This window comes from Pseudomonas sp. SD17-1 (assembly GCF_029201585.1).
Lineage (GTDB): Bacteria > Pseudomonadota > Gammaproteobacteria > Pseudomonadales > Pseudomonadaceae > Aquipseudomonas > Aquipseudomonas palmensis.
Map to the genome: position 1 here is coordinate 3,282,435 of NZ_CP104044.1, position 25,887 is coordinate 3,308,321.

Genomic DNA, 25,887 nt, shown 5'->3' on the forward strand with positions numbered 1-25,887 from the left:
AACTGCCGTATGCCCTTCAGGTCACAGGAACACGCGACCCACGGGGCCGTGATGCTGGACAGCCACACCACCCGCTTCGCCCTCTGGGCGCCCGATGCCCGGCAGGTGGAGGTGGAATGTGAAAACGCCGCCCCGCAACCCATGCAGCGCAGTGACGACGGCTGGTTCGTGCTGCGCCTGCCCTGCCCGGCCGGTACGCGCTATCGCTACCGTATCGACGGCGACCTGTCGGTCGCCGACCCGGCCAGCCGTGCCCAGCCCGACGGCGTGCACGGCCCCAGCCAGGTGCTGAGCACCGAATATGCCTGGCAACACCCCGACTGGCAGGGCCGCCCGTGGCACGAGGCAGTCATCTATGAAGTGCACGTGGGCCTGCTGGGCGGTTACGCCGGCGTGGCCAGGCACCTGCCGCGCCTGGCCGCACTGGGCGTGACCGCCATCGAGCTGATGCCCATCGGGCAGTTTCCCGGCCAGCGCAACTGGGGCTATGACGGCGTGCTGCCGTTCGCCCCGCAAGCGAGCTATGGCACCGCGCAGCAACTCAAGGCGCTGATCGACCAGGCCCACGCGCTGGGGCTGATGGTGCTGCTGGATGTGGTGTACAACCACTTCGGCCCCGACGGCAATTACCTGCACCGTTATGCCCAGGGCTTCTTTCGCGAAGACCGGCATACGCCCTGGGGCGCGGCCATCGATTTTCGCCGCCGCCAGGTGCGCGACTTCTTCATCGAGAACGCCCTGATGTGGCTGCACGACTACCGCTTCGACGGCCTGCGCCTGGATGCGGTGCACGCCATCGACGACCCTGACTTTCTGCATGAGCTGGCCCGCCGCGTGCGCGCCAGCACCGCACCGGGCCGGCAGGTGTGGCTCACCCTCGAGAACGAGCGCAACCAGGCGCACCTGCTTCAGGAGGGCTACGACGCCCAGTGGAACGACGATGGCCACAACGCCCTGCACGTGCTGCTGACCGGCGAGCAGGAAGGCTACTACGTCGATTACCGCGAGGCGCCGCTGAACAAGCTGGCGCGTTGCCTGAGCCAGGGGTTCGTGTTCCAGGGCCAGCCGGACCGCAACGGCGAACCGCGTGGCGAAGCCAGCGGCCATCTGCCGCCCAGTGCCTTCGTGCTGTTTCTGCAGAACCATGACCAGATCGGCAACCGCGCGCTGGGCGAGCGGCTCGAGCGCCTGTGCCCGCCCCAGGCCCTGCGCGCCGCCACCGGGCTGCTGTTGCTGGCACCGATGATCCCGCTGCTGTTCATGGGCGATGACTGGGGGTGCCGCCAGCCCTTCCTGTTCTTCACCGATCACCACGACGACCTTGCCACCGCCGTGCGCGAAGGCCGACGCGCCGAGTTCAAGGGGTTCAAGGCCTTCGCCGACCCCGAGCAACGGGCGCGCATCCCCGACCCGAACGCCGCCCAGACCTTCCTCGACTCGCAACCGCAATGGGGCGAGGACAGCGAGCAGTGGGTGGCGCTGTACCGTCGCCTGCTGTACCTGCGCCACCAGCACATCATCCCGCGCCTGCCGGGCACCCGCGCCCTGGGCGCCCAGGTGGTCGACGGCCAGGGCGTGAGCGCCCGCTGGCAACTGGGCGATGGCAGCGAGCTGCGCATCGACCTCAACCTCGGCCAGCAGCCACTGGCCCTGGACCTGCCGGCCCGCGAGCGGCACCTGTTCGAAAGTTGCGAACTGCCCCCGGGCCCACCCTGCCTGCCGCCGTTGAGCTGCGTGGTGAGCCTGACCCCTTCCTGCCCCACGGAGCCTGTGCATGCCTGACCTACCCTTGCTGCAACTGGCCGAACGCGCTGGCCTGGCGGTGGACTGGATCGACGCCAACGGGCGCGCCCAGCGTGTCAGCGAACCGGTCCTGCGGCGCATCCTGGCCGCCCTTGGCCACCCGGCCGCCGACGACATCGCCATCGCCAACAGCCTCAAGGCCCTGGAAAAAGCCCACGATTCCCGTCACCTGCCGCCACTGCTGACGGTCGACCAGCACCAGCCGCTGGACCTGTCGCGCTACTTCGCGGCCAACAGCCGCTGCGAGGTGCAGCACGAGGACGGCACCCGCCAGCAGCTGCAGCTGGATGCCCAGGCCCTGCTGCCGCCCGGGCTGCCACTGGGGTATCACCAGCTGCATATCGACGCCACCACCTTCACCCTGGCCGTGGCCCCGGCGCAGTGCTACAGCCTGGCCGATGCGCTGGGCACCCCGCACCCACGGTGCTGGGGCCTGAGTGCCCAGCTGTACAGCCTGCGCCGCCCGGGCGACGGCGGGCTGGGCGACTGCCTGGCACTGGAGGGCCTGGCACGCAGCGCCGCCGAGCGTGGCGCCACGGCCCTGGCCATCAGCCCGGTGCACGCCATGTTCACCCGCAACCACCCCAGCTACAGCCCCTATTCGCCATCCAGCCGGCTGTTTCTGAACAGCCTGTATGCCAGCCCCCAGGCAGTGATCGACGAGCGCACGGTGCGTATCACGGTCCAGGCCCTGGGCCTTGAGGCCCAGCTCGAACAGCTCGAAGGCCTGCCGTTGATCGACTGGCCACGGGCGGCCGGGGCACGCCAGCAGATATTGCAGGCGCTGTACCAGGGCTTTATCAAGGGCGAGCAACCGCAGCGCGCCGACTTCGACAGCTTTCGCCACGCCGGCGGCCAGGCGCTGGAAGACCACTGCCGCTTCGAAGCGCTGCTCGATGCCGCCGCCGAACGCGGCGAAAGCCAGGACTGGCGCCAGTGGCCGGCCGCCTGGCTCGACCCGCGCAGCGCCGAGATTGCCGCGTTTGCCGCCGACCACGTCGAGCAGATCGGCTTCTATGCCTTCTGCCAGTGGCTGATCGCGCGCAGCCTGGAACGTGCCCAGGAAGCGGCGCGCGGCAGCGGCATGGCGGTGGGCCTGATCGCCGACCTGGCAGTGGGGGCCGACGGTACCGGCAGCCAGGCCTGGAGCCGCCAGGACGAGCTGCTGGCCGAGCTGCACGTCGGCGCCCCGCCCGACATCCTCAACCGATCAGGGCAAAGCTGGGGCATCTGCGCGTTCTCCCCCGAGGGCCTGCGCCGCAACGGCTACCGCGCCTTCATCGAGATGCTGCGGGCCAACTTCGCCCACGCCGGGGGCCTGCGCATCGACCATGTGATGGGCCTGCAGCGCCTGTGGCTGATCCCCCAGGGCGCCGCCCCCAGCGAAGGCGCCTACCTGCACTACCCACTGGACGACCTGCTGCGCCTGCTGGCCCTGGAGTCGGTGCGCCACAAGGCAATCGTGCTCGGCGAAGACCTGGGCACGGTGCCCGAAGGCCTGCGCGAAAAGCTCGCGGCCCGCGCGATCCTGGGCATGCGTGTGCTGCTGTTCGAGCAGGACCCGCCCGGGCAGTTCACCCCCATCCTCGACTGGCCCGACAACGCCCTGGCCACCACCAGCACCCACGACCTGCCCCCGCTGGCAGGCTGGCTGCAGGCCCGCGACATCGACTGGGGCCAGCGCCTGGGGGCGATCGACGCGATCACCGAGCGCGACTGGCGCGACAGCCGCCAGCATGAAATCCAGGGCCTGCGTCGCCTGCTGCACAGCAGCTACGGCGACACCAGCAGCGAAGCCGACACCCTGATCGACGCCAGCCTGCGCCTGCTCGGGCATACCCGCGCGCCGCTGGTGCTGGTACCGCTGGAAGACCTGCTGGGCGTGGACGAACAACCCAACCTGCCCGGCACCGTCGACACCCACCCCAACTGGCGCCGCCGTTTCGCGTTGCCCGCCGCACAGCTGCTGGACGACAGCGATGCGGCGCGACGCCTCGAGCTGCTGGCCCAGGCCCGTGAACAAGCCTTCGAGCGTGACCGATGAACAGCCTCACCGCCACACTGCGCCTGCAATTTCATGCCGACTTCAGCCTCGACGATGCGGTGCCGCTGGTGCCCTACTTCGCCCGGCTGGGCATCAGCCACCTGTACGCCTCGCCCCTGTTGCAGGCGCGGCCCGGTTCGCGCCACGGCTACGACGTGGTCGACCCGACCCGGGTGAGCCCCGAACTGGGTGGCGAGGCGGCGCTGGAACGCCTGGTGGCCGCGCTGCGCCAGCACGGCATGGGCCTGATCCTGGACATCGTGTCCAACCACATGGCCGTGGGCGGCGCACACAACCCCTGGTGGCAGGACCTGCTGGCCTGGGGCCGGCGCAGCCCCTACGCCGAGTTCTTCGACATCCAGTGGCATTCGCCCGACCCGTTGCTCAAAGGCCAGTTGCTGTTGCCGTTCCTGGCCAGCGACTATGGCGCGGTGCTGCAGGCCGGGGAAATCCCGCTGCGTTTCGACGCCCGCCACGGGCGCTTTCACATCGAGCACCACGAGCACCGCTTCCCGATCAGCCCGCCGGACTATGCGCGCATCCTGTGCGTCAGCGGCCACCCCGAGCTGAGCGAGCTGGGGGCACGCTTTGCCGCCTTCGAGGGCCAGCGCCACGCCCCGGCCAACGTCGAGGCGGTGCACCAGGCCCTGGCCGAACTGGCCCGCGAGCCGCGCATCGGCCAGGCCATCGAACAGGTGCTGGCCGCCTTCGACGGGCGCACCCCCAGCGGTTTCGAGCACCTGCATCAACTGCTCGAACAGCAGCACTACCGCCTGGCCAGCTGGCGCACCGCCGGTGACGACATCAACTGGCGGCGCTTTTTCGACGTCAACGAGCTGGGCGGCCTGCGCGTGGAGCGCCCGGCGGTGTTCGAGGCCACCCATGCCAAGGTGTTCGAGCTGATCGAGCGCGGCCTGGTCGACGGCCTGCGCATCGACCACATCGACGGCCTGGCCGACCCGCGCGGTTACTGCCGCAAGCTGCGCCGACGCGTCGACGGCCTGCTCCCACGCCGGCCGCTGAGCGCTGCGCTCGAGCACTTTCCGATCTACGTGGAGAAGATCCTCGGCCCCGGCGAGCGCCTGCACGACGACTGGCGGGTGGACGGCAGCACCGGCTACGAATTCATGAACCAGGTCTCGCTGCTGCAGCATGACCCGCAGGGCGAAGCCGAACTGACCGCGCTGTGGCACGACCTGAGCGAGCGCCCGGCGTTCGTCGAGGAACTGCGCCTGGCCCGCCAGCTGGTGCTCAATGCCAGCCTGGCCGGCGACTTCGAATCGGTGGCCCAGGCCCTGCTGCAGGTGGCGCGCAACGACATCATGAGCCGCGACCTGACCCTGGGTGCCATCCGCCGCGCGTTGCAGGCGCTGGTGGAGCACTACCCGGTGTACCGCACCTACATCAATGCCTGCGGGCGCCCGGCGATGGACGAGGGGTTCTTCCAGCAGGCCCTGGCCGATGCGCGTTCGAGCCTGGGCGAAGCCGACTGGCCGCTGCTGGACTACCTGCAGCGCTGGCTGGGCGGCCAGCCCTGGCGCGAGCTGGGCCCGGGGCGGGCGCGCAAGCAGTTGCGCCACGCCTGCGTGCGCTTCCAGCAGCTGACCTCGCCCACCGCTGCCAAGGCCGTCGAAGACACCGCCTTCTATCGCTCGGCGGTGCTGTTGTCGCGCAACGACGTGGGCTTCGACGCCGAGCGCTTCAGCGCACCGGCCGAGGCCTTCCATGCCAGTTGCCAGCAACGCCTGGCGCACTTTCCCGACAACCTGCTGGCCACCGCCACCCATGACCACAAGCGTGGCGAAGATTGCCGCGCACGCCTGGCGGTGATCAGCGAACGCAGCCACTGGTTCTGCCAGCGCGTGGAGCTGTGGCGTGAACTGGCCTCGCCCCTGCGCACACAACTGGCCGATGGCGTGGCACCGAGTGCCGGTGATGAACTGCTGCTGTACCAGACCCTGCTCGGCAGTTGGCCGATGACGCTGCGCTGCGATGACACCCAGGCCTTGCGCGGCTACGCCGAACGCCTGCGCCAATGGCAGCGCAAAGCCCTGCGCGAGGCCAAGCTGCGCAGCAGCTGGAGCGCCCCCAACGAGGCCTACGAGCAGGCCTGCGCACGCTTCATCGACGCCCTGCTGCTGGAGCCGCAATGCCAGCAGCTGCGCCAGTCGGTGGCCGAGGCGGCGCAGGCCCTGGCCTGCCCGGGCGCGCTCAACAGCCTTGTGCAGAGCCTGCTGCGCATGACCGTGCCGGGGGTGCCCGACCTGTACCAGGGCAACGAATGCTGGGACCTGAGCCTGGTCGACCCGGACAACCGCCGCGCGGTGGACTACGCCGCGCGCCGCCAGGCCCTGGACGACAGCCTGCGCCCCGCCGAACTGCTCGGGCACTGGCAGGACGGGCGGGTCAAGCAGGCCCTGATCGCCCAGGTGCTGGAGCAGCGCCGGGCCTACCCAGAGCTGTTTCGCCACGGCCGCTACCAACCCCTGGAGGTACGCGGCAAACACGCCGAGCGGGTGCTCGCCTTTGCCCGTATCGGCGAGGCGCAACGTGCGGTGGTGGTGGTGCCGCGGCTGGCCTCGGGCCTGCTGGGTAACGCCACGCAACCCTTGATCCCGGCACAGAACTGGGACGATACCCGTGTGCTTTTACCGTTCGCCTTGTGCGCTGCCAATTGCACGGGACTTTTCGCCCAGGGCGCAGTCACACCCTCTAACGAGCTGTGGCTGAGCACTGCGCTCAAAGCCTTCCCCGTCAATCTCTTCATAGAACAGACTGAGTCATCAGGAGCGTCGAGATGAGTGCTGAGGAAAAACGTATCCGCGAATTCGCCTACCAGATCTGGGAGTCGGAAGGTAAACCCGAAGGCCAGGAGGAGCGTCACTGGGAGATGGCACGCAAGTTGGCCGAAGCCGAGGCCATTGCGCCCAAGGCCGCCCCGCGCAAGCCCCGTACCACCCCGCCAGGCGCACCGCCGGTAGCCCCTGGCGCCAAGCCAAAGCCCGGCGCCGCCGCGGCCAAGGCCAAGCCGCCGGCCCCTGCGGCCAAGCCCGACCCGGCAAAGAAGCCGCGTACCGCGAAGAAGCCCGCCACGCCCTGACGCCGCCGTACCTTGCGTCACTACCGCCCCGGGGCAGCGCAACGCTGCCCCGGCGCCCAGTGCGTCGCCTTTCGCCCCCCAAGGATCGCTACAAGGATTGCCATGACCCAGCCCAAGTCCAAACACAACACCCAGCCCGACGCCGTTGAACCTTCGCGCATCCGCGAGGGCCTGCCCTTCCCCCTGGGCGCCACCTGGGACGGCCTGGGTGTGAACTTCGCACTGTTCTCGGCCAACGCCACCAAGGTCGAACTGTGCCTGTTCGACGCCAGCGGCGAACATGAGCTCGAGCGCATCGAACTGCCCGAGTACACCGACGAGATCTACCACGGCTACCTGCCCGACGCGCACCCGGGGCAGATCTACGGCTACCGCGTGTACGGCCCCTACGAGCCGCAGAACGGGCACCGTTTCAACCCCAACAAGCTGCTGATCGACCCGTATGCCAAGCAGCTGGTCGGCGAGCTGCGCTGGTCCGAGGCGTTGTTCGGCTACACCATCGGCCACCCCGATGGCGACCTCAGTTTCGACGAGCGCGACAGCGCGCCGTTCGTGCCCAAGTGCAAGGTCATCGACCCGGCCTACACCTGGGGCCGCGACCAGCGGGTGGGCGTGCCGTGGGACCGTACCGTGTTCTACGAAGCGCACGTGCGCGGCATCAGCATGCGTCACCCGGCGGTGCCGGAAGCGGCGCGCGGTACCTTCGCCGGGCTGATGAACGACGAGCTGCTGGGGCACATCAAGGGCCTGGGCGTCAGCTCCATCGAGCTGCTGCCGATCCACGCCTTCGTCAACGACCAGCACCTGCTGCAAAAGGGCCTGAACAACTACTGGGGCTACAACAGCATCGCCTTCTTCGCGCCCCACCCGCGCTACCTGGCCAACGGCAAGATCGCCGAGTTCAAGGAGATGGTCGCGCACCTGCACGACGCCGGCCTGGAGGTGATTCTGGACGTGGTCTACAACCACACCGCCGAAGGCAACGAGCAGGGCCCCACGCTGTCGATGCGCGGTATCGACAACGCCTCGTACTACCGCCTGATGCCCGACGACAAGCGCTACTACATCAACGACTCGGGCACCGGCAACACCCTGGACCTGAGCCACCCCTGCGTACTGCAACTGGTCACCGACTCGCTGCGCTACTGGGCAGGCGAGATGCACGTTGATGGCTTTCGCTTCGACCTGGCGACCATCCTGGGCCGCTACCACGAAGGCTTCGACGAGCGGCACAGCTTTCTGGTGGCCTGTCGCCAGGACCCGCTGCTGAGCCAGGTCAAGCTGATTGCCGAACCCTGGGACTGCGGCCCCGGTGGCTACCAGGTGGGCAACTTCGCGCCGGGCTGGGCCGAATGGAACGACCGCTTTCGCGACACCGTGCGCGCCTTCTGGAAAGGCGACGAAGGCCAGCTGGCCGACTTTGCCGCGCGCATGACCGCCTCCGGCGAGTTGTTCAACCGCCGCGGCCGGCGCCCCTATGCCTCGGTCAACTTCATCACCGCCCACGACGGCTTCACCCTGCGCGACCTGGTGTCGTACAACGACAAGCACAACGAGGACAACGACGAGAACAACCAGGACGGCAGCAACAACAACATCTCCTGGAACCACGGGGTCGAGGGGCCCACCGACGACCCCGAGATCAACAGCCTGCGCCAGCGCCAGATGCGCAACTTCTTCGCCACCCTGCTGCTGGCCCAGGGCACGCCGATGATCGTGGCCGGCGACGAGTTCAGCCGCACCCAGCACGGCAACAACAACGCCTACTGCCAGGACAGCGAGATCGGCTGGATCAACTGGGACCTGGACGAGCAAGGCAGCGCCCTGCTCAAGTTCGTCAAGCGCCTGACCAAGCTGCGCCTGGCCTACCCGATCCTGCGCCGCAGCCGCTTCCTGGTGGGCGACTACAACGAGGCGATCGGGGTCAAGGACGTGACCTGGCTCGCGCCGGACGCCAGCGAGATGAGCGTGGAACAGTGGGAAGACCCGCAAGGGCGCTGCCTGGGCATGCTCATGGACGGGCGCGCGCAGGTCAGCGGCATCCTGCGCCCGGGGGCAGACGCCACCTTGCTGCTGATCGTCAACGCGCACCACGACGGCGTGGACTTCACCCTGCCCGACGTGCCCGAGGGCGAGTACTGGAACTGCCTGATCGACACCGACCGGCCGCAGCTGCGCAAGGCCCAGCGCCTGGAATTCGGCAGCGTGTTCAACGTCACCGGACGCTCGTTGCTGCTGTTGGAGCTGCAACGGGACGAGGACGCCTGACGCTTTAGCAATCATTCGAAATAGCCAGCCGCGTTGTCATTCGCAACGCGGCTATGCCCATTCAGTAACCGCTATTTTTCAACCGCTTACCCCCTCCAACACGGCCATCACAAAATAATCACACTATCTTGACGCCTGCCTGCGACTCTCCTTAGCTACACCTAGAACCACCGTGTTCAACTTCATTCCGGGCCTCTGGCACGCGGCTTTGCGCGCGCCATGGGGCAGGTTTGCTGGTTTGGGTCGCTCTCTGTTCCTGCCTTACAGCCCGTGACATCAGGCCAGACCTTTGGCTGTAACACACAGAGGAGATCGGCCATGAAAAGCGCACCCTGCCCTTCGGGGCTCGAGTATGTTTTCTACGCACTGTCGACGTCGCTGCTGCTCGCAACCCCGCTGGAAAGCCTGGCGGCGGGGCTGGAAGACGACGACCCGATGTTCAACCCGGCACACGGCCTGGCGCTGCCGTCGCTGGTCCCGGCCAGCGTGTCGGGGCTGAGCCTGGGTACGCTGGGGGCGTTTTCCGAACGCCTGGCAGAGCGCACGGCGGTGTTCGGCGACGAAGGCATTGCCAGCCAGTGGGCGCAGTTCTTTCCCACCCCGGTCAGGACCGCCCCGCAACGCCTGGATGCCCCCAACCAGAACCTGCAGATCGCCCCCGACCTGTTCGTGCGGGAAACCGCCGGCGGCAACACCCACCGCGCCGGGATCTTCATGGGCCACAGCAACCTGCAGGGCGGCCTGGACAATCGCCGGCCACAGCTGGGTGACAAGCAGAACGCCGTGCGCCTGGAAGGGCAAAGCCTGGGCATGTACTGGAGCCTGCAGCATGACCAGGGCTGGCATGTGGATGCGGTGGCCATGGGCACCCGTTTCGACGCCAGCGGGCGCGGCAGCGACGGCGAACGGCTCGATGGCAACGGCCACGCGCTGACATTCTCGGTGGAGGGCGGCTTCCCCATCGGCCTGGGCAAGCACTGGGTGATCGAGCCCCAGGCGCAGTTGATCAACCAGCAGTACTACCCCGGCAACGACGCCCAAGCCCAGACCCTGCAGGCCTATGACAGCCAGCCGAGCTGGACCGGCCGGGTGGGCGCGAAGCTGTCGGCCCGCTACGAGGTGCGCGGCATGCCCATCGAACCCTATGTGCGCACCAACGTGTGGTACGACTTCTCGAACGCCGACACGGTGAGCCTGGACAAGGTCGACAAGATCAGCAGCGGACGCAACGCCACCACCGTGGAGGTGGGCCTGGGCCTGGTGGCACGGGTGACGCCCAAGGTGGCGCTGTTTGTCAGTGCCGATTACAGCAGCGACGTGGACGACAACGACTTGAACGGGTTGATCGGCAACCTGGGGGTGCGTGTGCGCTGGTGAGCGGCGCTGAATGCATCGCGGGTCAGGCCCGCGATGCGACACGCATACCCCCGTCAACCTGAGGTTGACAGCTTATGTATACTGGCCGGCCATGCCCTCGCCAAGGACACCCCAGCGCATGACCGAAAACAGCTTCGCCTTTCGCCTCAAGGAACTGCTCGAACACCACAAGCTGACGCTGCAGGCGGTGGGCACGGCCCTGGGGATCTCGCGCACCGCCGTGCACAAATGGACCCGCGGCGGCGAGATCGACTACGCCAACCTGCGCAAGCTGGCCGACTTTCTCAAGGTCAACTGGATCTGGCTGCGCTACGGCGAAGAAGCCCTGCAGGACGTGCAGCAGACCCAGGTGGTGGAGCTGCCGATGACCGACCTGCGCCGGCGCTACACCGCCGAGATCATGGAGAGCGAAACCCGCATGAAGCTGGCCCAGGAAGGCGCCCGCATCGTGACCTGGGAATGGAACCTGATCAGCGACGAACTCACCTACTCGCCCAACGTCGAGGCCGTGTACGGCTGGCAGGTGATCCGCAACGAAGACTTCTGGGTGCACCTGCCCCCCGAAGACGTCGAGATGCTGCAGGCGCTGTACAGCAAGACCCTGCTCGAAGGCGAAGGCTGCGAGTGCGACTTTCGCATCTATCGCCCCGACGGCGAGATGCGCTGGATCGCCTCCCGCGCCACGGTGGTGCGCGACAGCGCCGGGCGCGCGGTGAAGATGGTCGGCATCAGCATGGACAACACCGAGCGCAAGGTCGCCGAAGAGCAACTGCGCAACAGCGAGGAACGTTTTCGCGCCATCTTCGAACTGGCCTGGGGCGCGCTGGCCTACATCGACCCGGACGGCACCTGGCAGCGGGTCAACGGCAGCTTCTGCGAGCTGCTGGGCTACAGCGCCGAAACGCTGTACGGCATGACCTTCCAGCAACTGACCCACCCCGACGACCTGGCCGCCAACCTGCAGTTGCTGCAGCGCCTGCTGGCCGGCGAGATCGAGCGCTACGAAGTGGAAAAGCGCGTGCGCCACAAGCAGGGCCACTACATCTGGGTACGTGCACGTACCGCCCTGCAGCGCCGCCAGGACGGCCAGCCGCAGCATCTGATCAGCGTGTTCGAGGACATAGGCGCCGAACGCCAGGAACGCGAACGCCTGCAGGCACGTATCGAGGCGCTTGAAGCACAGCGCGGGGCTTCGCAGGCATGAGCCGCTTCGTGGGGGTGTTTCACCTGCGAAGCCGGCATGCCGTGGACAGGGGCTTCAAGGTGCACGCGCTACACAGCGACAATCATGCCGGTGCGCACCTTGAAGCGGGCGACATACGCAATGAACAGGGCTACCAGGACGATCAGACCTGCGACTTCACCGTGATCGAGATTGCCAGCACTGCCCAGGCGCCCCGGCGCCTGAGCTGGCTGGAGCGCATCACGGGCAAGCTGCATGCATGACCCCATCCCTGATCTGACTGCGGGGCGCACATGAGCCGCTTTGTCGCTGTGTTTCACCACTGGCATATCACCAAACGCAACCTTGGCTTCGAGGTGCACAGCCTGACAGGTCGCGATCAGGCACAGGCGCACCGCGAAGCCTGCGCACGGTTGGCCGATCAGGAAGTGAGCGATATCGTGCGCTGCGCCTTCACCCTGGTTGAGATCGGCGCGCATGAACACGTTGCGCGCCCGCTGAGCTGGCGCGAGCGCATCACCGGGCGTTTCGAGGGGCGTGGCTAGAGGCAGGTGGCCAACGCCGCCATGCGCCGCTGGGCCAATGCATCGTCCTTGAGGGTGTAGAACTTGACCACCGTGCCGCCGGCTTCGGCGCGCACATCGGCGAAGTATTCGGCATCGCGTGTCGACACCGTGGCCCCACCGTTGGGGCCGGCGTCGAGGTAGCCGCTGGCATCCACGCCGAAGACGGCTTCGTCCTGCCAACCGAACTGGATGCACTCGGCCACCAGCGGCTCGGCCTTGGCCGAGGTGAAGGTCTTGTGCGGTGCGCCCAGGCGAGCCTGGTTCATCGTCGACGAGACGCATCCGGCCAGCACCAGTGCCGTACCCAATAGCATTGCTGCGCGCATGGTTGTCTCTCCCGTTGGTTGTGTGTCGGCAGCACCGGGCTCTTCGCTGGCCCTGCAGAAGCTGGCCTTGCCAGCGAAGAGCCCTGGCCTGCTGATTGAAAAAGGAGCGACTGTAGCATTGCCCCGGCCCCCGGTGAGAGAATGCCGCGCAGAAAAACGGACCCTCCCCCCCTGTGCCAAGGAACAGCACCATCCGAATCCTCTCGCTCGCCCTCATCGTCTCTACCCTCGCCCTCACCAGCTGCGGCACCATGATGCGCGGTGGGTACTGCGCCGAATGTGCATCCCCAGGCATGTACCGGGGCGTGCGCAACAACTTCTCGTTCCTGTTCAGCGCCACCTCGGCGCAGTTCTGCTGGCCGCTGATCGTGTGCCCGCTGGCGTTTATCGTCACCGCGCCCGTGGATATCGTGATCGATACCGCGATGATCCCCGCCGACCTCTCGCGCTGAGTGCCAAACAATCGAATCCCTCTATAGGTTCATCGACAAGGTCGATTAGTCACAAATTAAGTAAGGGCATAAACTGCCCCCGAATGCGCGCAATACACCCACGATAGAAAGGGTCTTGGCGCGCACCCTCTGTGACTAGCCTGCATACCACTTACCGATCCTGACGCTGATCTCGGCGGGCCTGCGCGTGCGCGGCCGATTCTGGAGCTCGTTTGTACAAGGAGATAACCATGGGACTGGGCAGAAGACAGTTCTTCAAGCTGTGCACCGTCGGCGCTGCCACCGCCACTGCGGCCAGCCTGGGCTTCGCCCCGGGCATGGCCCAGGCCACCCAATCACGCCAGTACAAGCTGCTGCGCGCCAAGGAAACCCGCAACAACTGCACCTACTGCTCGGTGGGTTGCGGCGTGCTGATGTACAGCCTTGGCGACGGCGCCAAGAACGCCAAGGCGCGTATCTTCCACATCGAAGGCGACCCCGATCACCCGGTCAGCCGCGGCTCGCTGTGCCCCAAGGGCGCGGGCCTGGTGGACTACATCCACAGCGAACAACGCCTGCTCTACCCCGAATACCGCGCCCCTGGCTCGGACAAATGGCAGCGCATCAGCTGGGATCACGCCATCGAGCGCATCGCACGCCTGATGAAGGACGACCGTGACGCCAACTTCATCGAGAAGAACGACAAGGGCACCACGGTCAACCGCTGGCTGAGCACCGGCATGCTGTGCAGCTCGGCCGCCAGCAGCGAAACCGGCTCGCTGGACCAGCGCTTCACCCGCGCCCTGGGCATCCTGGGCACCGACAGCCAGGCCCGTGTGTGCCACGCCCCTACCGTCTCGGCCCTGGCGCCGACCTTCGGGCGCGGCGCCATGACCAACAACTGGGTCGACATCAAGAACGCCAACGTGGTGCTGATCATGGGCGGCAACCCCGCCGAGGCGCACCCGGTGGGCTTCAAGTGGGTGATCGAGGCCAAGATCCGCAATGGCGCCAAGGTCATCGTGGTGGACCCGCGCTTCAACCGCAGCGCCGCCGTGGCCGACATCTACTCGCCGATTCGCGCCGGCTCCGACGTGACCTTCCTGATGGGCGTGGTCAACTACCTGATCACCCACGACAAGATCCAGCACGACTACGTGCGCGCCTACACCAACGCCAGCCTGATCGTGCGCGAGGACTACAGCTTCGACGACGGCCTGTTCAGCGGCTACGACCCGGCCAAGCGCAGCTACGACCGCAGTTCCTGGACCTACGAGCTGGGCGCCGACGGCTTCGCCAGGCGCGACATGACCCTGAGCCACCCGCGCTGCGTGTGGAACCTGCTCAAGGCCCACGTCAGCCGCTACACCCCGGACATGGTCACCAACGTCTGCGGCACGCCCAAGGCCGACTTCCTGCAGATCTGCGAGATCCTCGGCACCACCAGTGCCCCGGACAAGACCGCCACCTTCCTCTACGCCCTGGGCTGGACCCACCACACCAACGGCGCGCAGATGATCCGAGGCTCGGGCATGATCCAGCTGCTGCTGGGCAACATCGGCATGGCCGGTGGCGGGGTCAACGCCCTGCGCGGCCACTCCAACATCCAGGGCTACACCGACCTGGGCCTGCTCTCGCTGCGCCTGCCCGGCTACATGAACCTGCCATCGGATGCGCAGACCGACCTGGCCACCTACCTCAAGCAGACCACGCCCAGCGCGGTGCTGCCCGACCAGGTCAACTACTACAAGCACACCCCCAAGTTCTTCGTCAGCCTGATGAAGAGCCTGTGGGGCGACAAGGCCACCAAGGACAACGACTGGGGCTTCGACTGGCTGCCCAAGTGGGACGACAGCTACGACGTGCTCAACTACAGCAACCGCATGTACGAGGGCAAGGTCAACGGCTACATCGCCCAGGGCTTCAACCCGGTGGCGGCGTTCCCGGACAAGAACAAGGCCCAAGCCGCGCTGGAGAAACTCAAGTTCCTGGTGATCATCGACCCGCTGGCCACCGAGACCTCGAGCTTCTGGCAGAACCACGGCGAGGAGCACGACGTGGACACCGCGGCGATCCAGACCGAAGTGTTCCGCCTGCCCTCCTCCTGCTTTGCCGAGGAAGACGGCTCGATCGTCAACTCCGGGCGCTGGCTGCAATGGCACTGGGCCGGCGCTGCGCCGCCCGGCGAGGCCTGGCACGACGGCAAGATCCTCGGCCACCTGTTCCTGAAGATCCGTGAGCTGTACGAGAAGGAAGGCGGTGCCAACCCCGCGCCGATCCTCAACATGGCCTGGGACTACGCCGACCCGTTCGACCCCAAGCCCGAGGAAGTGGCCAAGGAATCCAACGGCCGCGCCCTGGCCGACCTGCACGACGAACAGGGCAACCTGATTCTGCGCAAGGGCCAGTTGCTCGACGACTTCTCGCAGCTGCGCGACGACGGCACCACTGCCAGCTTCAACTGGATCTTCGCCGGCTCCTGGACCGAAAAGGGCAACCAGATGGCACGGCGCGACAACGCCGACAGCGGCCTGGGCTGCACCCCGGGCTGGGCCTGGGCGTGGCCGCAGAACCGGCGCATTCTCTACAACCGCGCCTCGGCCGACCCCCAGGGCAAGCCGTGGGACCCCAAGCGCAAGCTGATCGGCTGGGACGGGGCGCGCTGGAGCGGCGTGGACGTGCCGGACTTCGCCGTCACCGCTGCACCGGGCAGCAACACCAACCCGTTCATCATGCTGCCTGAAGGCCTGGGCCGGCTGTTCTCGGTGGGCGCGATGAACGACGGGCCGTTCCCCGAACACTACGAGCCCACCGAAAGCCCGCTGGCGAACAACCCGCTGCACCCGAACGTGACCTACAGCCCCACCGCGCGGGTGTACGAAAGCGATCGCAAGCGCATGGGCAGCCGCGAGCAGTTCCCGTATGTGGCCACCACCTACTCGATCACCGAGCTGTTCCGCCACTGGACCAAGCATGCGCGGCTCAACGCCATCGTGCAGCCCGAGCAGTTCATCGAGATCGGCGAGAAGCTGGCCGCCGACAAGGGCATCGTGCAGGGCGACCTGGTGCGCGTCAGCACCCAGCGTGGCTACATCAAGGCCAAGGCTGTGGTGACCAAGCGCATCCGCCGCCTGGCCATCGACGGGCAGGACGTCGATACCATCGGCATCCCCTGCCACTGGGGCTATGAAGGCACCACGCGCAAGGGCTTTCTGGCCAATACCCTGACCCCGGGGGTGGGCGATTCCAATACCCACACGCCGGAATACAAGGCGTTTCTCGTGAACATCGAAAAGGCCTGAGGGAGCGAACTTCATGTCCATGCAATCCCAAGACATCATCAAGCGCTCGGCCACCAACGTGCTGACCCCGGCGCCGCGCGCGCGCGACCACCAGGCCGAAGTGGCCAAGCTGATCGACGTGAGCATCTGCATCGGCTGCAAGGCCTGCCAGGTGGCCTGCAACGAGTGGAACGACCTGCGCGACGAGGTCGGCCACAACGTCGGCGTGTACGACAACCCGGCCGACCTGTCGGCCGAAACCTGGACGCTGATGCGCTTCGATGAAGTCGAAGATGAAAGCGGCAAGCTCGAGTGGCTGATCCGCAAGGACGGCTGCATGCACTGCGCCGACCCGGGCTGCCTGAAGGCCTGCCCGCAACCGGGGGCGATCATCCAGTACGCCAACGGCATCGTCGACTTCCAGTCCGACCACTGCATCGGCTGCGGCTACTGCATCGCCGGCTGCCCGTTCGATGTGCCGCGCATCAGCAAGAAGGACAACAAGGCCTACAAGTGCACCCTGTGCGTGGACCGCGTGTCGGTCGGCCAGGAGCCGGCCTGCGTCAAGACCTGCCCCACCGGTGCGATCAACTTCGGCAGCAAGCAGGACATGCTGCACCAGGCCAGCGAGCGCGTGACCGAGCTGCAGGGCCGCGGCTTTGCCGGCGCCGGCATCTACGACCCGCAGGGCGTGGGCGGCACCCACGTGGTGTACGTGCTGCAGCACGCCGACAAGCCGCACCTGTACCACAAGCTGCCCACCGACCCGCGCATCAGCAGCGCCATCCATGGCTGGAAGGGCTGGCTCAAGCCGGTGGCGGCCGTGGCCTTCTTCGCTACCCTGGCCGGCACCCTGTTCCACTACGTAGGCGTGGGGCCGAATGAGGTCGAGGAAGCCGACGAGAAACACGAGGAGGACACCCACGCATGAACAAGGACAAACTGATCCTGCGCACCCGCTTCATCGAGCGTGCCAGCCACTGGGTAATGGTGCTGTGCTTCCTTGCCGTGGCCCTGTCGGGGCTGTCGTGGTTCTTCCCGTCGCTCAACGGGCTCAACGCCGTGTTCGGCACCCCGCAGCTGGCGCGCATCCTGCACCCGTTCTTCGGGGTGGTGGTGTTCCTGCTGCTGGCGTTCCTGTTCGTGCGCTTCGTCAAGTACAACCTGCCCGAGCGTGAAGACCTCGCGTGGTTCAGGAACGTGCGCCAGGTGCTGGCCGGCGAGCACGAGCCGGCGCTGCAGATCGGCAAGTACAACGCCGGGCAGAAGATCCTGTTCTGGGGAATCATGGGCCTGATCAGCGTGCTGCTGGTCAGTGGCGTGGTGATCTGGCGGCCTTACTTCGCGCCGTGGTTCAGCATCCCGTCGATTCGCATCGGCCTGCTGGTACACGCCATTGCCGGCATCTGCCTGATCCTGCTGATCATCGGCCATGCGTACCTGGCGTTCTGGGTCAAGGGTTCGATTCGCGGCATGGTCACCGGGTATGTGAGCCGCAGCTGGGCCAAGACCCACCATGACCGCTGGTACCGGCAGATCAGCAACAAGCAGAGCGGGAGTGGCAAGCAGCAATGAACAGCATCCAGATGACCCCTGCCGAGCAGCGTAGCGCCGGCGTTGGCGAAATACCTGCCGTGCTGCTGCCGACCCTGGGCGAGCGCTACCGCCAGCGCGCCACCCGCCTGCGTCAGCTGGCCGAGGGGCACCCGATGGCCGACTACCTGCGGTTCGTAGCACAGGTGGCCGATGCCCAGCAGCAATTGCTCGAACGCCTGCCGCTACCGGCAACGCTGGTGAGCAGCCTGGCCGGGCGGGTAGCCGCCGGCAAGGCGCCGCTGGCCTGGGCCAGCCTGCCGCGCGATGCCTACTGGCAGCAACTGTTGCGCGGGCTTGGCGAGCACATCGAACACGCCACCCTGCAGGGCCTGTGTGCGCAGGGCGAGGCCGCCCTGGACGTGGCGGCCGATGCGTTGCTGGCAGGCCGCTTCAGCGAAATCGACAGCGGTCAGGCGCTGTTCCTGTGGGCCGCCCTGTCGCTGTACTTCACCCAGCTGGCGGCGCACCTGCCCGCCATCGGCAATGCCGGCGTGGGCGAGCAGCGCCAGCATTGCCCGGTGTGCACCGGGGCGCCGGTGGCCAGCGTGATCATGACCGGTGCCCAGGCCGGGCTGCGCTACCTGCACTGCGGGTTGTGCGAGAGCCGCTGGCACATGGTGCGGCTCAAGTGCAGCAACTGCGAAGAGACCGGCAGCCTGGACTACTGGTCGCTGGATACCCATGAAACCGCGATCAAGGCCGAGAGCTGCGACGACTGCCACAGCTACCTGAAGGTGTTCTACCCCGAGCACGAGCGCGACCTTGAGCTGGTGGCCGATGACCTGGCCTCGATCGCGCTGGATGCCGAGGTGGAGCGCCAGGGGTTCGATCGCAGCGGCGTGAACCCGTTTCTGTTCCCGGGCTAGAGCGGGTACTGCATCAGCCAGTGTGATTTGCCCCAGGCCTGGAACTGCTCGAGGTACTGCCACCCCCGCTTGTGGTAGTACTCGGCGCGGTCGTGGGTGTGCAGGTAGAGGTGCGTGTGCCCCAGGGCCCTGGCCTTGGTGCAGATGCCCTCGATCAGCGTTTCGGCCAGGCCTTTGCCGCGGGCTTGCGGGCTGACGAACACGCAGGCCAGCCACGGGCTCAGGTCGGGCCGCAGGGGCAGGTCGTCGCGGGCCAGTGAAGCGCTGCCCAGCAGGTTGCCGTCATCCAGCGCCAGCAGGCTGCACAGGCTGCCGTCAGTCTGGCCATGGGCGAACTCCTGTTGCCATTGGGCCAGCGGTACATCGGCGTATTCGTAGGCGAACTGCTCGTGCAGCCAGCGGGCCAGGGTATCGCTGTGGTGTGGGTGGTTGCTGAGCCAGTCGATCATGGGTGTGCTCTGGGCGTTGGGGGGATGCAAAGGTACACCGAATTGGATGAGGGGTGTGGCCACCTGCATCTACACTTGTCAGTGCCACCGCACCTTCCCGGAGGACCGCGCCATGCCCCACTCTGACGTCCTGATCATCGGCGCCGGGCCCACCGGCCTGGTCCTGGCCCTGTGGCTGAGCAAGCTGGGCATCTCGGTACGTATCCTCGACAGGACCAGCGCCGCCGGCACCACCTCCCGCGCGCTCGCCGTGCAAGCCCGCACCCTGGAGCTGTACCGCCAACTGGACCTGGCCGACGCGGTCGTTGGCGCCGGCCACCAGGTGCCCGCCGCCAACCTCTGGGTCAAGGGCGAGCCCGCCGCACGCCTGCCTTTGGACAGCATCGGCGCCAACCTCACGCCCTACCCCTTTCTCGAAATCTACCCGCAGGACCAGCACGAGAACCTGCTGATCGAGCGCCTGCGCGGCCTTGGCGTGGAGGTCGAACGCAGCACCGAACTGCTCGGTTTCACCCAGCACGACACCACCGTCAGCGCACGCCTGCGCCTGCCCGACGGCAGCGAGCAAGACTGCGAGGCGCATTACCTGGCCGGCTGCGACGGCGCCCATTCGAGCGTGCGCAACGGCCTGCATGTCGACTTCCCCGGCGGCACCTACCAGCAGCTGTTCTATGTGGCCGACGTGGATGCCAGCGGCCCGCCCATGAACGGCGAGCTGCACGTGGACCTGGACGAGGCGGACTTTCTGGCGGTGTTCCCGCTGGCCGGCACAGGCCGCGCGCGGTTGATCGGCACGGTGCGCGACGCACGCGCCGAACACCCCGAGCAACTGCGTTTCGAGGATGTCAGCCAACGTGCCATCGAGCACCTGCAACTGCAGGTGCTCAAGGTCAACTGGTTTTCCACCTACCGCGTACACCATCGCGTGGCCGGGCATTTCCGCCAGCAGCGCGCCTTCCTGCTCGGCGACGCCGCGCACGTGCACAGCCCGGCCGGCGGCCAGGGCATGAACACCGGCATCGGCGATGCAATCAACCTGGCCTGGAAGCTGTGCAGCGTACTCAAGGGCAAGGCCCACGACGACCTGCTCGACAGCTACCCGGTCGAGCGCATGGCCTTCGCCCGGCGCCTGGTGGCCACCACCGACCAGGTGTTCACCTTCGCTACCGCCGATGGCAGCATCGCCAACCTGTTGCGTACGCGCCTGGCACCGGTGCTGATACCGCGCATGGCGGCATTCGCCAAGGCGCGCAGCCTGCTGTTTCGCACGGTCTCGCAACTGGGCCTGAACTACCGCCTGATGCCGCTGAGCTTCGGCAGCGCCGGCCATGTACAGGGCGGCGACCGCCTGCCCTGGGTGGTGACGCAGGAACACGACAATTTCAGCGCGCTGTCGCACCTGGGCTGGCAGGTGCACGTGTACGGCCTGGCCAGCAAGGAACTGAGTGCCTGGTGCGCCGCACGCCAGCTGCCACTGCAGGTTTACCCCTGGTCGGCCGCCTGCACGGCCGCCGGCCTGGCACGCAACGCGCTGTACCTGCTGCGCCCCGACAGCTACGTGGCGCTGGCCGAACCCTCGGCCTCCACCGCCGCCGTGGAGCGCTACTTCAGCGAGCGGGGCCTGCGCCCCTGGTGAGGTGCTTACGCCGGTTTGTCGGCGCCCAGCACCCCGGCATAGCGGTAGGTGGTCACGCAACACAGCACCAGGCCGCTGACCGCGACCGCGCCGCCCACCAGGCCGATGTCGCCAAGGCCCATGTGGGTGCTGACCAGGCTGCCCAGCAATGCCCCGCCACCGATGCCCACGTTGTACAGCCCCGAGAACATGGCCATGGCCACGTCGGTGGCATCGGAAGCCAGCACCAGCACCTTCGATTGCAGGGCCAGGCTGAAACACATGATCGCCATGCCCCATACCATGCTCAGCGCGCAGAGCAGGGTCGGGTTGACTGCCAGCGGGGCCAGCAGCAACAGGCTCAGGGCGATGGCGCCGATGGCGCCAATCGCGAACCCCCGCGGGAAACGCTCGCTGTAGCGACTGAACAGGATCGAGCCGAAGATGCCCGCCCCGCCATACAGCAACAGCAGGATGGTGGTCATTTCGCCGCTCATCGCCGCGACCTGCTGGCTGAACGGCTCGATGTAGCTGTAGGCGGTGAACTGCGCGGTGATGCCCAGCACCACCAACGCATACACCGAGATCAGCGCCGGCCGCTTGAGCAGCATCGGCAGGCTGCGCAGCGAACCGGAGTTCTGGCTGGGCAGGCGCGGCAGCGAGCGCATCAGCCACAGCAACGTCAGTACCGAGACCCCGGCGATGCCCATGAAGGTGGTGCGCCAGCCCAGCGCCTCGCCCACCACTCGCCCCAGCGGAATGCCCAGCACCATGGCCAGGGTGGTGCCGGTGGCCAGCACCCCGAGGGCCTTGGCCTGCTTGCCCGGCGGCGCCACCCGCACCGCCAGCGACGCGGTGATGGCCCAGAACACCGCGTGGGCCAGTGCGATACCGATGCGGCTGAACAGCAGCATGCCGAAGCTGGTGGCCATGCTCGACAGCACATGGCTGGCAATGAACAGCACGAACAGGAACGCCAGCAGCTTGCGCCGCTCGATGTTGCGGGTCATCAGCATCATCGGCAGCGAGGCCAGCGACACCACCCAGGCATAGATGGTCAGCATCAGCCCGACCTGGGCGGTGGGCATGTCGAAGCTGCGGCCGATATCGCTGAGCAGGGCCACCGGCACGAACTCGGTGGTGTTGAAGATGAATGCAGCCAGGGCCAGCGCGAAAACGCTGAGCCAGCTGCCATTACGGGTATCTGCGGGGTTGTTCATCGGACGGGGCAAGGCTCCGGGGCGGGCGCGTCAGACGCGACCCTGGGTTCAATGAAACCTGCGCGGCAAAAGGCGCGCAGGCAAAAGCCACCCCTGGGCCGGCGGCCTGGGTGTTGCGCTGCAGAAGGTTGTTATAGGTAGGTGCGGGTCGCAGGCCCGATGGTACGTCATGCGTCGGGGGGGCGACAATAACGCTCGCCGCGCCGCGCCGGCCCCACCGATGAAACTTGCCACGGACATGCAGTGTCTTTGTCATGAGCCCGTAGTAGTGCAAAGCCTGACAAGGGCTGCAGCATTGTCCGATGGTCAGGGTTTACCGACACACGCCTAATCGGGGTCCCTTGAGTACCGGATCTGCCAGGAGGCCGTATGCGCCTAGTTTCGCAACTGCTCCAACGTCTCAGACAAAAAGGCCTGCGTCGCGCCTTGCGCCCGCTGTGGCAACGCCACGTGTTCCAGCACTGGCAACTGGTGTGGCTGGACCGCGACCCGTTGGCCAGGGTGCCTCGACAACGCACCCGCCCCTGCCCTCCCGTGCGGCTCGTCCAGATCACCCCGAGCAATACCGACGCGTTCGCGCGCCATTTCCCCGGCCAGTTGCAGGCCATGAACGACCTTGCACGCGAAGGCCACACCGGCCACATGTACCTGGACGAAGCCGGTGACGCGGTGGCGATGGTGTGGGCCAGCACCCGTGACTATCACGACCGGCACTACTACGGCTGCACCTTCCCGGTACAGCCCGGCGAATACTTCCAGTTCGCCGGCGAAGTCGAGCGCGCCTACTTCGGCACCGGCCTGTCCACGCGGGTACAGACCGAGCTGTGGGAGGCCATGCTCGCCAAAGGCTGCACGCGCATCGTGGTGGTGGTGGCGCTGGACAACGCACAGGCAGTCAAGATGCACCTGCACCTGGACTACCACGAACAGGGTCGCATCACCCACGCGTACAGGTTCTTCGGGCGCTGGTACTTCTCCCGCGTGACCCACTACAGCGGCTCGCGCCTGGCCCACCTGGCCCCGCGAGCCAGACGCAAGGCCGACAGCGAGCCGGCGCCGCAGCTGCACGACACCGACGCCTGAGCGCCTACGCCCCGGGTTGCAAGGTCATGCAGCGCGCATGACCTTCAGCTTACCGGGGCTGTAGAGAAGGCCGATGGCATGCAACTGCCGGTGGACGCCTAATCGGAGCTCCTGGAATAAAACCTGTCGGAGTTCTCATGCAATTGATCGAAATCGCCCACCAGCGCATCAGACAAAAAGGCTTGCTGCGTGCGCTTCGCCCGCTGTGGCGCCGCTACATCTTCTCGCACTGGCAACTGGTGTGGTTGCAGCGCAGCCCCCTTGCGCCCGTCGCCGCGCAACGCAGGCGTACCTGCCCGCCAGTGCACCTGGTAGCGATAACACCCCACAATACCGAGGCCTTCAGCCGTTACTTCCCTGGCCAGGTGCAGGCCATGACCGACCTCGCCGAACAGGGCCACACCGGCCACATGTACGTGGACAGCCACGGCAACGCGGTGGCGATGGTGTGGGCCAGCACCCGCGATTACCACGACCGCCATTACTACGGCTGCACCTTCCCGGTGCAGCCGGGCGAATACTTCCAGTTTGCCGGGGAAGTCGACCGCGCCTACTTCGGTACAGGCCTGTCGACCCAGGCCCAGCTCGACCTGTGGTCCACCATGCTGGCCAAGGGGTGTACGCGCATCGTCAATGTGGTGGCGCTGGACAACGTGCAGGCGGTGAAGATGCACCTGCAGCTGGATTATCAGGAACAGGGTCGCATCACCCACGCCTACAGAGTGTTCGGTTGCTGGCGGTTCTCGCGCACCACCCACTACAGCGGCAAGCGCCTCGCTCACCTGGCGCCGCGGGCCCGGCCACGGGCCCCTGACACCTTCATCGCCTGAGCAGAACCGCGCCTTGATTCAGGCGCCATTAAATCGTCAAAAAAGCGTCAGACCTTTCCGATCAACTGCTCTATGCCGGTAACCTCCGGTGTAGAGCGGTTCACCCTTGTTACACATATTTTGAAACAACCGCTGCGATGGCTTTTTGACACGCCGTCAAAACGCTGGGCTATACCATGAAAAAGATTTCATCAAACCCACCGTTTCATCCGCCCTATCCGGCAAGGAGGCACCATGGGTGCTTTGCAGAACGTGCGCGACAAGATCAGAAGAAAAGGCCTTCGCCGCGTCGCCAGAACCCTCTGGGAACGCCATGTGTTCTATCACTGGGAACTGCTGTGGATGGAGCGCGACCTGGTCAGTGCGGTACCGCCGCACAACCTGCGACCGCACAAGCCGGTGCGCCTGGTGACCATCACCGAGGACAACGCCGTCGCCTTTGCCCGCCACTTCGGCGACCGTGTGCAAACCATGGCCGAGCTTGCCCGCGAAGGCCACACCGGGCACATGTACCTGGACGATGCCGACAATGCGGTGGCGTTCATCTGGGGCAGCAAGCGCGACTACCTGGACCGTCACTATTACGGCTGCACCTTCCCGGTCAAGGAGGGCGAGTTCTTCGAGTTCGGCGGCGAGATGACCCCGTCGTACTTCGGCACCAGCCTGTCGGTGGATGCCCAGGTCAACCTGTGGGCGGCCATGCAGGCCCAGGGCTGCAACAAGGTGGTGGACGTGGTCGAGACGCACAACGTACCGGCCATGAAGCTGCACCTGCGCATGGGTTATCACGAACAGGGGCGCGTGGCGCACGTGTACTGCCTGTTCGGGCGCTGGAAGTTCTTCCGCGAGACCACCTACAGCGGTTCACGCCTGGAACAGCTGCGCAAGCCGCGGGCAGTCAAGACAGCCGCCGCACCGGCATGAACCTGGCAGCCCCTGCGCCCGCGCTGCGGGTGCAGGGGCCTGCTCGACATCCCTGCTCAACCCCGCATCTACCCGCCCTGCGCGGCGCTTGACCGTACCTGGAGCGCATGCAAGCATCCGCCGGCCATGACGCCCACGAATGCAGTTCAGAGACGAATGACCCGGGATGAAGATTCCATTGCAGATCCACGCATTGAAGACGCTCGCCTGGCAGGCCGGGTGCTGCACGGAACGACAATGGCGCGAGAGAGTCTAGGCATTGGCATTACCAATGCCTGCTCACTGCCGACATGAGACCCCGACCATGAATGCCCCCGCCTCCCCTGCGCCCGAACCCGGCCGCTGCCAACGCCTCAAGGCCGCCAGCCGCCGCGAGCACGACAGTGTCGATACGCTGGTGCTGGGCGTTCGACCGTTCGAGAGCCGCGAGCGCTATGCATTGTTTCTGCAAGTGCAGCACCGCTTTCATGGCAGCCTTCAAGCCTTGTATGGCGATGCGCAGTTGAACCGCACATTGCCCGGGCTGGCGGCGCTGTCGCGGTTCGAGGCAGTGCAGGCCGACCTGCGCGACCTTGGCCTGCCGGTGCCCGGTGTACCGGCCCCTGTGCAGCTGTCTGCGCCAGCTGAAGCACTGGGCTGGCTGTACTGCAGCGAGGGCTCGAACCTGGGGGCGGCGTTTCTGTTCAGGCAGACCCAGCAACTGGGGCTGGACGCGCAGCGTGGCGCCCGGCATCTGGCGCCGCACCCGGACGGGCGTGCGCTGCAGTGGCGCCAGTTCGTGGGGTTGATCGATGCACTGGTGCTGAGTGAGGAACAGGAGCGCCAGGCGGTGGATGGGGCGCTGGCGGCGTTCGAGTTCTATCGCAGCAGCGTGCGCGACATTTTCGGCTGAGGCCTGTGGCGACGTCTTCGCCGGCTCCTGCAG

Annotated in this window: 22 protein-coding genes; 19 read left to right on the forward strand and 3 right to left on the reverse strand. The window is 66.7% G+C overall.

Translation table 11 applies throughout. The features are described from left to right. Window positions 1-9: 9 nt before the first annotated feature. The 9 genes from treZ (at window position 10) to N0B28_RS14955 (ending at window position 12,320) form a co-directional block, all read left to right on the forward strand. Window positions 10-1,782, forward strand: coding sequence for a malto-oligosyltrehalose trehalohydrolase (gene treZ, locus N0B28_RS14915; protein ID WP_058541107.1), 1,773 nt, complete (start codon window positions 10-12; stop codon window positions 1,780-1,782). After that, on the forward strand, window positions 1,775-3,847 hold the full coding sequence (gene malQ, locus N0B28_RS14920; protein WP_054915393.1) for a 4-alpha-glucanotransferase: 2,073 nt from the start codon (window positions 1,775-1,777) through the stop codon (window positions 3,845-3,847). Before treZ ends, malQ begins: the two co-directional genes overlap by 8 nt. Then, a complete protein-coding gene (locus tag N0B28_RS14925; RefSeq protein ID WP_275727132.1) occupies window positions 3,844-6,648 on the forward strand; it encodes a malto-oligosyltrehalose synthase in 2,805 nt (934 codons plus the stop codon). Before malQ ends, N0B28_RS14925 begins: the two co-directional genes overlap by 4 nt. Beyond that, complete coding sequence (locus N0B28_RS14930; protein ID WP_275727135.1) at window positions 6,645-6,947, forward strand: DUF2934 domain-containing protein; 303 nt, start codon at window positions 6,645-6,647, stop codon at window positions 6,945-6,947. Before N0B28_RS14925 ends, N0B28_RS14930 begins: the two co-directional genes overlap by 4 nt. A gap of 102 nt (window positions 6,948-7,049) precedes the next feature. After that, a complete protein-coding gene (glgX, locus tag N0B28_RS14935; protein ID WP_054915395.1) occupies window positions 7,050-9,215 on the forward strand; it encodes a glycogen debranching protein GlgX in 2,166 nt (721 codons plus the stop codon). 318 nt (window positions 9,216-9,533) lie between these two features. Continuing rightward, window positions 9,534-10,592, forward strand: a complete 1,059-nt coding sequence (locus N0B28_RS14940; protein ID WP_043862954.1) for an autotransporter outer membrane beta-barrel domain-containing protein — start codon at window positions 9,534-9,536, stop codon at window positions 10,590-10,592. Between the two features lie 118 nt (window positions 10,593-10,710). After that, the gene (locus tag N0B28_RS14945; RefSeq protein WP_043862955.1) at window positions 10,711-11,796 is read left to right on the forward strand and encodes a helix-turn-helix transcriptional regulator; all 1,086 of its coding nucleotides are present in this window, start codon (window positions 10,711-10,713) and stop codon (window positions 11,794-11,796) included. Then, entirely contained in the window at window positions 11,793-12,038 is a 246-nt protein-coding gene (locus N0B28_RS14950; RefSeq protein WP_275727141.1) for a hypothetical protein, read from the forward strand. Before N0B28_RS14945 ends, N0B28_RS14950 begins: the two co-directional genes overlap by 4 nt. Window positions 12,039-12,068: 30 nt before the next feature. After that, window positions 12,069-12,320 carry a hypothetical protein gene (locus tag N0B28_RS14955; RefSeq protein WP_275727144.1) on the forward strand — a complete coding sequence of 84 codons (252 nt, stop codon included), beginning with the start codon at window positions 12,069-12,071 and terminating at the stop codon, window positions 12,318-12,320. On the opposite strand, the gene N0B28_RS14960 is transcribed toward N0B28_RS14955, so the two are convergent. Next, complete coding sequence (locus tag N0B28_RS14960) at window positions 12,317-12,667, reverse strand: hypothetical protein (protein WP_275727146.1); 351 nt, start codon at window positions 12,665-12,667, stop codon at window positions 12,317-12,319. The two genes, N0B28_RS14955 and N0B28_RS14960, sit on opposite strands and share 4 nt — an antisense overlap. Before the next feature lie 251 nt (window positions 12,668-12,918). Between N0B28_RS14960 and N0B28_RS14965 the strand changes: the two genes are divergently transcribed. The 5 genes from N0B28_RS14965 to fdhE all read left to right on the forward strand — a co-directional run bounded on the left by N0B28_RS14965 (window position 12,919) and on the right by fdhE (window position 18,841). Continuing rightward, the gene (locus N0B28_RS14965; protein WP_078480171.1) at window positions 12,919-13,119 is read left to right on the forward strand and encodes a YceK/YidQ family lipoprotein; all 201 of its coding nucleotides are present in this window, start codon (window positions 12,919-12,921) and stop codon (window positions 13,117-13,119) included. Window positions 13,120-13,349: 230 nt separating this feature from the next. Then, window positions 13,350-16,400: a formate dehydrogenase-N subunit alpha gene (gene fdnG / locus N0B28_RS14970; protein WP_123752496.1), complete on the forward strand. Its 3,051-nt coding sequence runs from the start codon at window positions 13,350-13,352 to the stop codon at window positions 16,398-16,400. 19 nt (window positions 16,401-16,419) lie between these two features. Continuing rightward, a complete protein-coding gene (fdxH, locus tag N0B28_RS14975; protein WP_269210608.1) occupies window positions 16,420-17,310 on the forward strand; it encodes a formate dehydrogenase subunit beta in 891 nt (296 codons plus the stop codon). Continuing rightward, window positions 17,307-17,954, forward strand: a complete 648-nt coding sequence (locus N0B28_RS14980) for a formate dehydrogenase subunit gamma (protein ID WP_043862960.1) — start codon at window positions 17,307-17,309, stop codon at window positions 17,952-17,954. The genes fdxH and N0B28_RS14980 overlap by 4 nt, the downstream gene beginning before the upstream one ends. Next, window positions 17,951-18,841: a formate dehydrogenase accessory protein FdhE gene (gene fdhE, locus N0B28_RS14985; RefSeq protein WP_043862961.1), complete on the forward strand. Its 891-nt coding sequence runs from the start codon at window positions 17,951-17,953 to the stop codon at window positions 18,839-18,841. The genes N0B28_RS14980 and fdhE overlap by 4 nt, the downstream gene beginning before the upstream one ends. Here fdhE and N0B28_RS14990 read toward each other — a convergent pair. After that, a complete protein-coding gene (locus N0B28_RS14990; protein ID WP_275727151.1) occupies window positions 18,838-19,290 on the reverse strand; it encodes a GNAT family N-acetyltransferase in 453 nt (150 codons plus the stop codon). The genes fdhE and N0B28_RS14990 overlap by 4 nt on opposite strands. A gap of 112 nt (window positions 19,291-19,402) precedes the next feature. Between N0B28_RS14990 and N0B28_RS14995 the strand changes: the two genes are divergently transcribed. Next, a complete protein-coding gene (locus N0B28_RS14995) occupies window positions 19,403-20,926 on the forward strand; it encodes an FAD-dependent oxidoreductase (protein ID WP_253086984.1) in 1,524 nt (507 codons plus the stop codon). Window positions 20,927-20,931: 5 nt separating this feature from the next. Here N0B28_RS14995 and N0B28_RS15000 read toward each other — a convergent pair whose 3' ends face one another. After that, window positions 20,932-22,125, reverse strand: a complete 1,194-nt coding sequence (locus N0B28_RS15000) for a sugar transporter (protein WP_275727155.1) — start codon at window positions 22,123-22,125, stop codon at window positions 20,932-20,934. A gap of 369 nt (window positions 22,126-22,494) precedes the next feature. On the opposite strand from N0B28_RS15000, the gene N0B28_RS15005 reads away from it, so the two are divergent. The 4 genes from N0B28_RS15005 to N0B28_RS15020 all read left to right on the forward strand — a co-directional run bounded on the left by N0B28_RS15005 (window position 22,495) and on the right by N0B28_RS15020 (window position 25,854). Continuing rightward, window positions 22,495-23,208, forward strand: a complete 714-nt coding sequence (locus N0B28_RS15005) for a GNAT family N-acetyltransferase (protein ID WP_229589264.1) — start codon at window positions 22,495-22,497, stop codon at window positions 23,206-23,208. Window positions 23,209-23,345: 137 nt separating this feature from the next. Next, on the forward strand, window positions 23,346-24,038 hold the full coding sequence (locus tag N0B28_RS15010) for an N-acetyltransferase (RefSeq protein WP_116054480.1): 693 nt from the start codon (window positions 23,346-23,348) through the stop codon (window positions 24,036-24,038). 234 nt (window positions 24,039-24,272) lie between these two features. After that, a complete protein-coding gene (locus tag N0B28_RS15015; RefSeq protein WP_054915400.1) occupies window positions 24,273-24,962 on the forward strand; it encodes a hypothetical protein in 690 nt (229 codons plus the stop codon). Window positions 24,963-25,266: 304 nt separating this feature from the next. Further along, window positions 25,267-25,854: a biliverdin-producing heme oxygenase gene (locus N0B28_RS15020; protein WP_275727161.1), complete on the forward strand. Its 588-nt coding sequence runs from the start codon at window positions 25,267-25,269 to the stop codon at window positions 25,852-25,854. Window positions 25,855-25,887 lie beyond the last annotated feature (33 nt).

Excerpts from the sequence above, each read along its gene's own strand:
- N0B28_RS14925 (WP_275727132.1), top strand. The coding sequence starts at position 3,844 with ATGAACAGCCTCACCGCCACACTGCGCCTGCAATTTCATGCCGACTTC.
- N0B28_RS14940 (WP_043862954.1), top strand. The coding sequence starts at position 9,534 with ATGAAAAGCGCACCCTGCCCTTCGGGGCTCGAGTATGTTTTCTACGCA.
- N0B28_RS14930 (WP_275727135.1), top strand. The coding sequence starts at position 6,645 with ATGAGTGCTGAGGAAAAACGTATCCGCGAATTCGCCTACCAGATCTGG.
- N0B28_RS14950 (WP_275727141.1), top strand. The coding sequence starts at position 11,793 with ATGAGCCGCTTCGTGGGGGTGTTTCACCTGCGAAGCCGGCATGCCGTG.
- N0B28_RS15015 (WP_054915400.1), top strand. The coding sequence starts at position 24,273 with ATGGGTGCTTTGCAGAACGTGCGCGACAAGATCAGAAGAAAAGGCCTT.
- N0B28_RS14945 (WP_043862955.1), top strand. The coding sequence starts at position 10,711 with ATGACCGAAAACAGCTTCGCCTTTCGCCTCAAGGAACTGCTCGAACAC.
- malQ (WP_054915393.1), top strand. The coding sequence starts at position 1,775 with ATGCCTGACCTACCCTTGCTGCAACTGGCCGAACGCGCTGGCCTGGCG.
- N0B28_RS15000 (WP_275727155.1), bottom strand. The coding sequence starts at position 22,125 with ATGAACAACCCCGCAGATACCCGTAATGGCAGCTGGCTCAGCGTTTTC.
- N0B28_RS15020 (WP_275727161.1), top strand. The coding sequence starts at position 25,267 with ATGAATGCCCCCGCCTCCCCTGCGCCCGAACCCGGCCGCTGCCAACGC.
- N0B28_RS14955 (WP_275727144.1), top strand. The coding sequence starts at position 12,069 with ATGAGCCGCTTTGTCGCTGTGTTTCACCACTGGCATATCACCAAACGC.
- glgX (WP_054915395.1), top strand. The coding sequence starts at position 7,050 with ATGACCCAGCCCAAGTCCAAACACAACACCCAGCCCGACGCCGTTGAA.
- N0B28_RS14980 (WP_043862960.1), top strand. The coding sequence starts at position 17,307 with ATGAACAAGGACAAACTGATCCTGCGCACCCGCTTCATCGAGCGTGCC.
- fdnG (WP_123752496.1), top strand. The coding sequence starts at position 13,350 with ATGGGACTGGGCAGAAGACAGTTCTTCAAGCTGTGCACCGTCGGCGCT.
- treZ (WP_058541107.1), top strand. The coding sequence starts at position 10 with ATGCCCTTCAGGTCACAGGAACACGCGACCCACGGGGCCGTGATGCTG.
- fdhE (WP_043862961.1), top strand. The coding sequence starts at position 17,951 with ATGAACAGCATCCAGATGACCCCTGCCGAGCAGCGTAGCGCCGGCGTT.
- N0B28_RS15010 (WP_116054480.1), top strand. The coding sequence starts at position 23,346 with ATGCAATTGATCGAAATCGCCCACCAGCGCATCAGACAAAAAGGCTTG.
- N0B28_RS14990 (WP_275727151.1), bottom strand. The coding sequence starts at position 19,290 with ATGATCGACTGGCTCAGCAACCACCCACACCACAGCGATACCCTGGCC.
- N0B28_RS14960 (WP_275727146.1), bottom strand. The coding sequence starts at position 12,667 with ATGCGCGCAGCAATGCTATTGGGTACGGCACTGGTGCTGGCCGGATGC.
- N0B28_RS14965 (WP_078480171.1), top strand. The coding sequence starts at position 12,919 with ATGATGCGCGGTGGGTACTGCGCCGAATGTGCATCCCCAGGCATGTAC.
- N0B28_RS14995 (WP_253086984.1), top strand. The coding sequence starts at position 19,403 with ATGCCCCACTCTGACGTCCTGATCATCGGCGCCGGGCCCACCGGCCTG.
- N0B28_RS15005 (WP_229589264.1), top strand. The coding sequence starts at position 22,495 with ATGCGCCTAGTTTCGCAACTGCTCCAACGTCTCAGACAAAAAGGCCTG.
- fdxH (WP_269210608.1), top strand. The coding sequence starts at position 16,420 with ATGCAATCCCAAGACATCATCAAGCGCTCGGCCACCAACGTGCTGACC.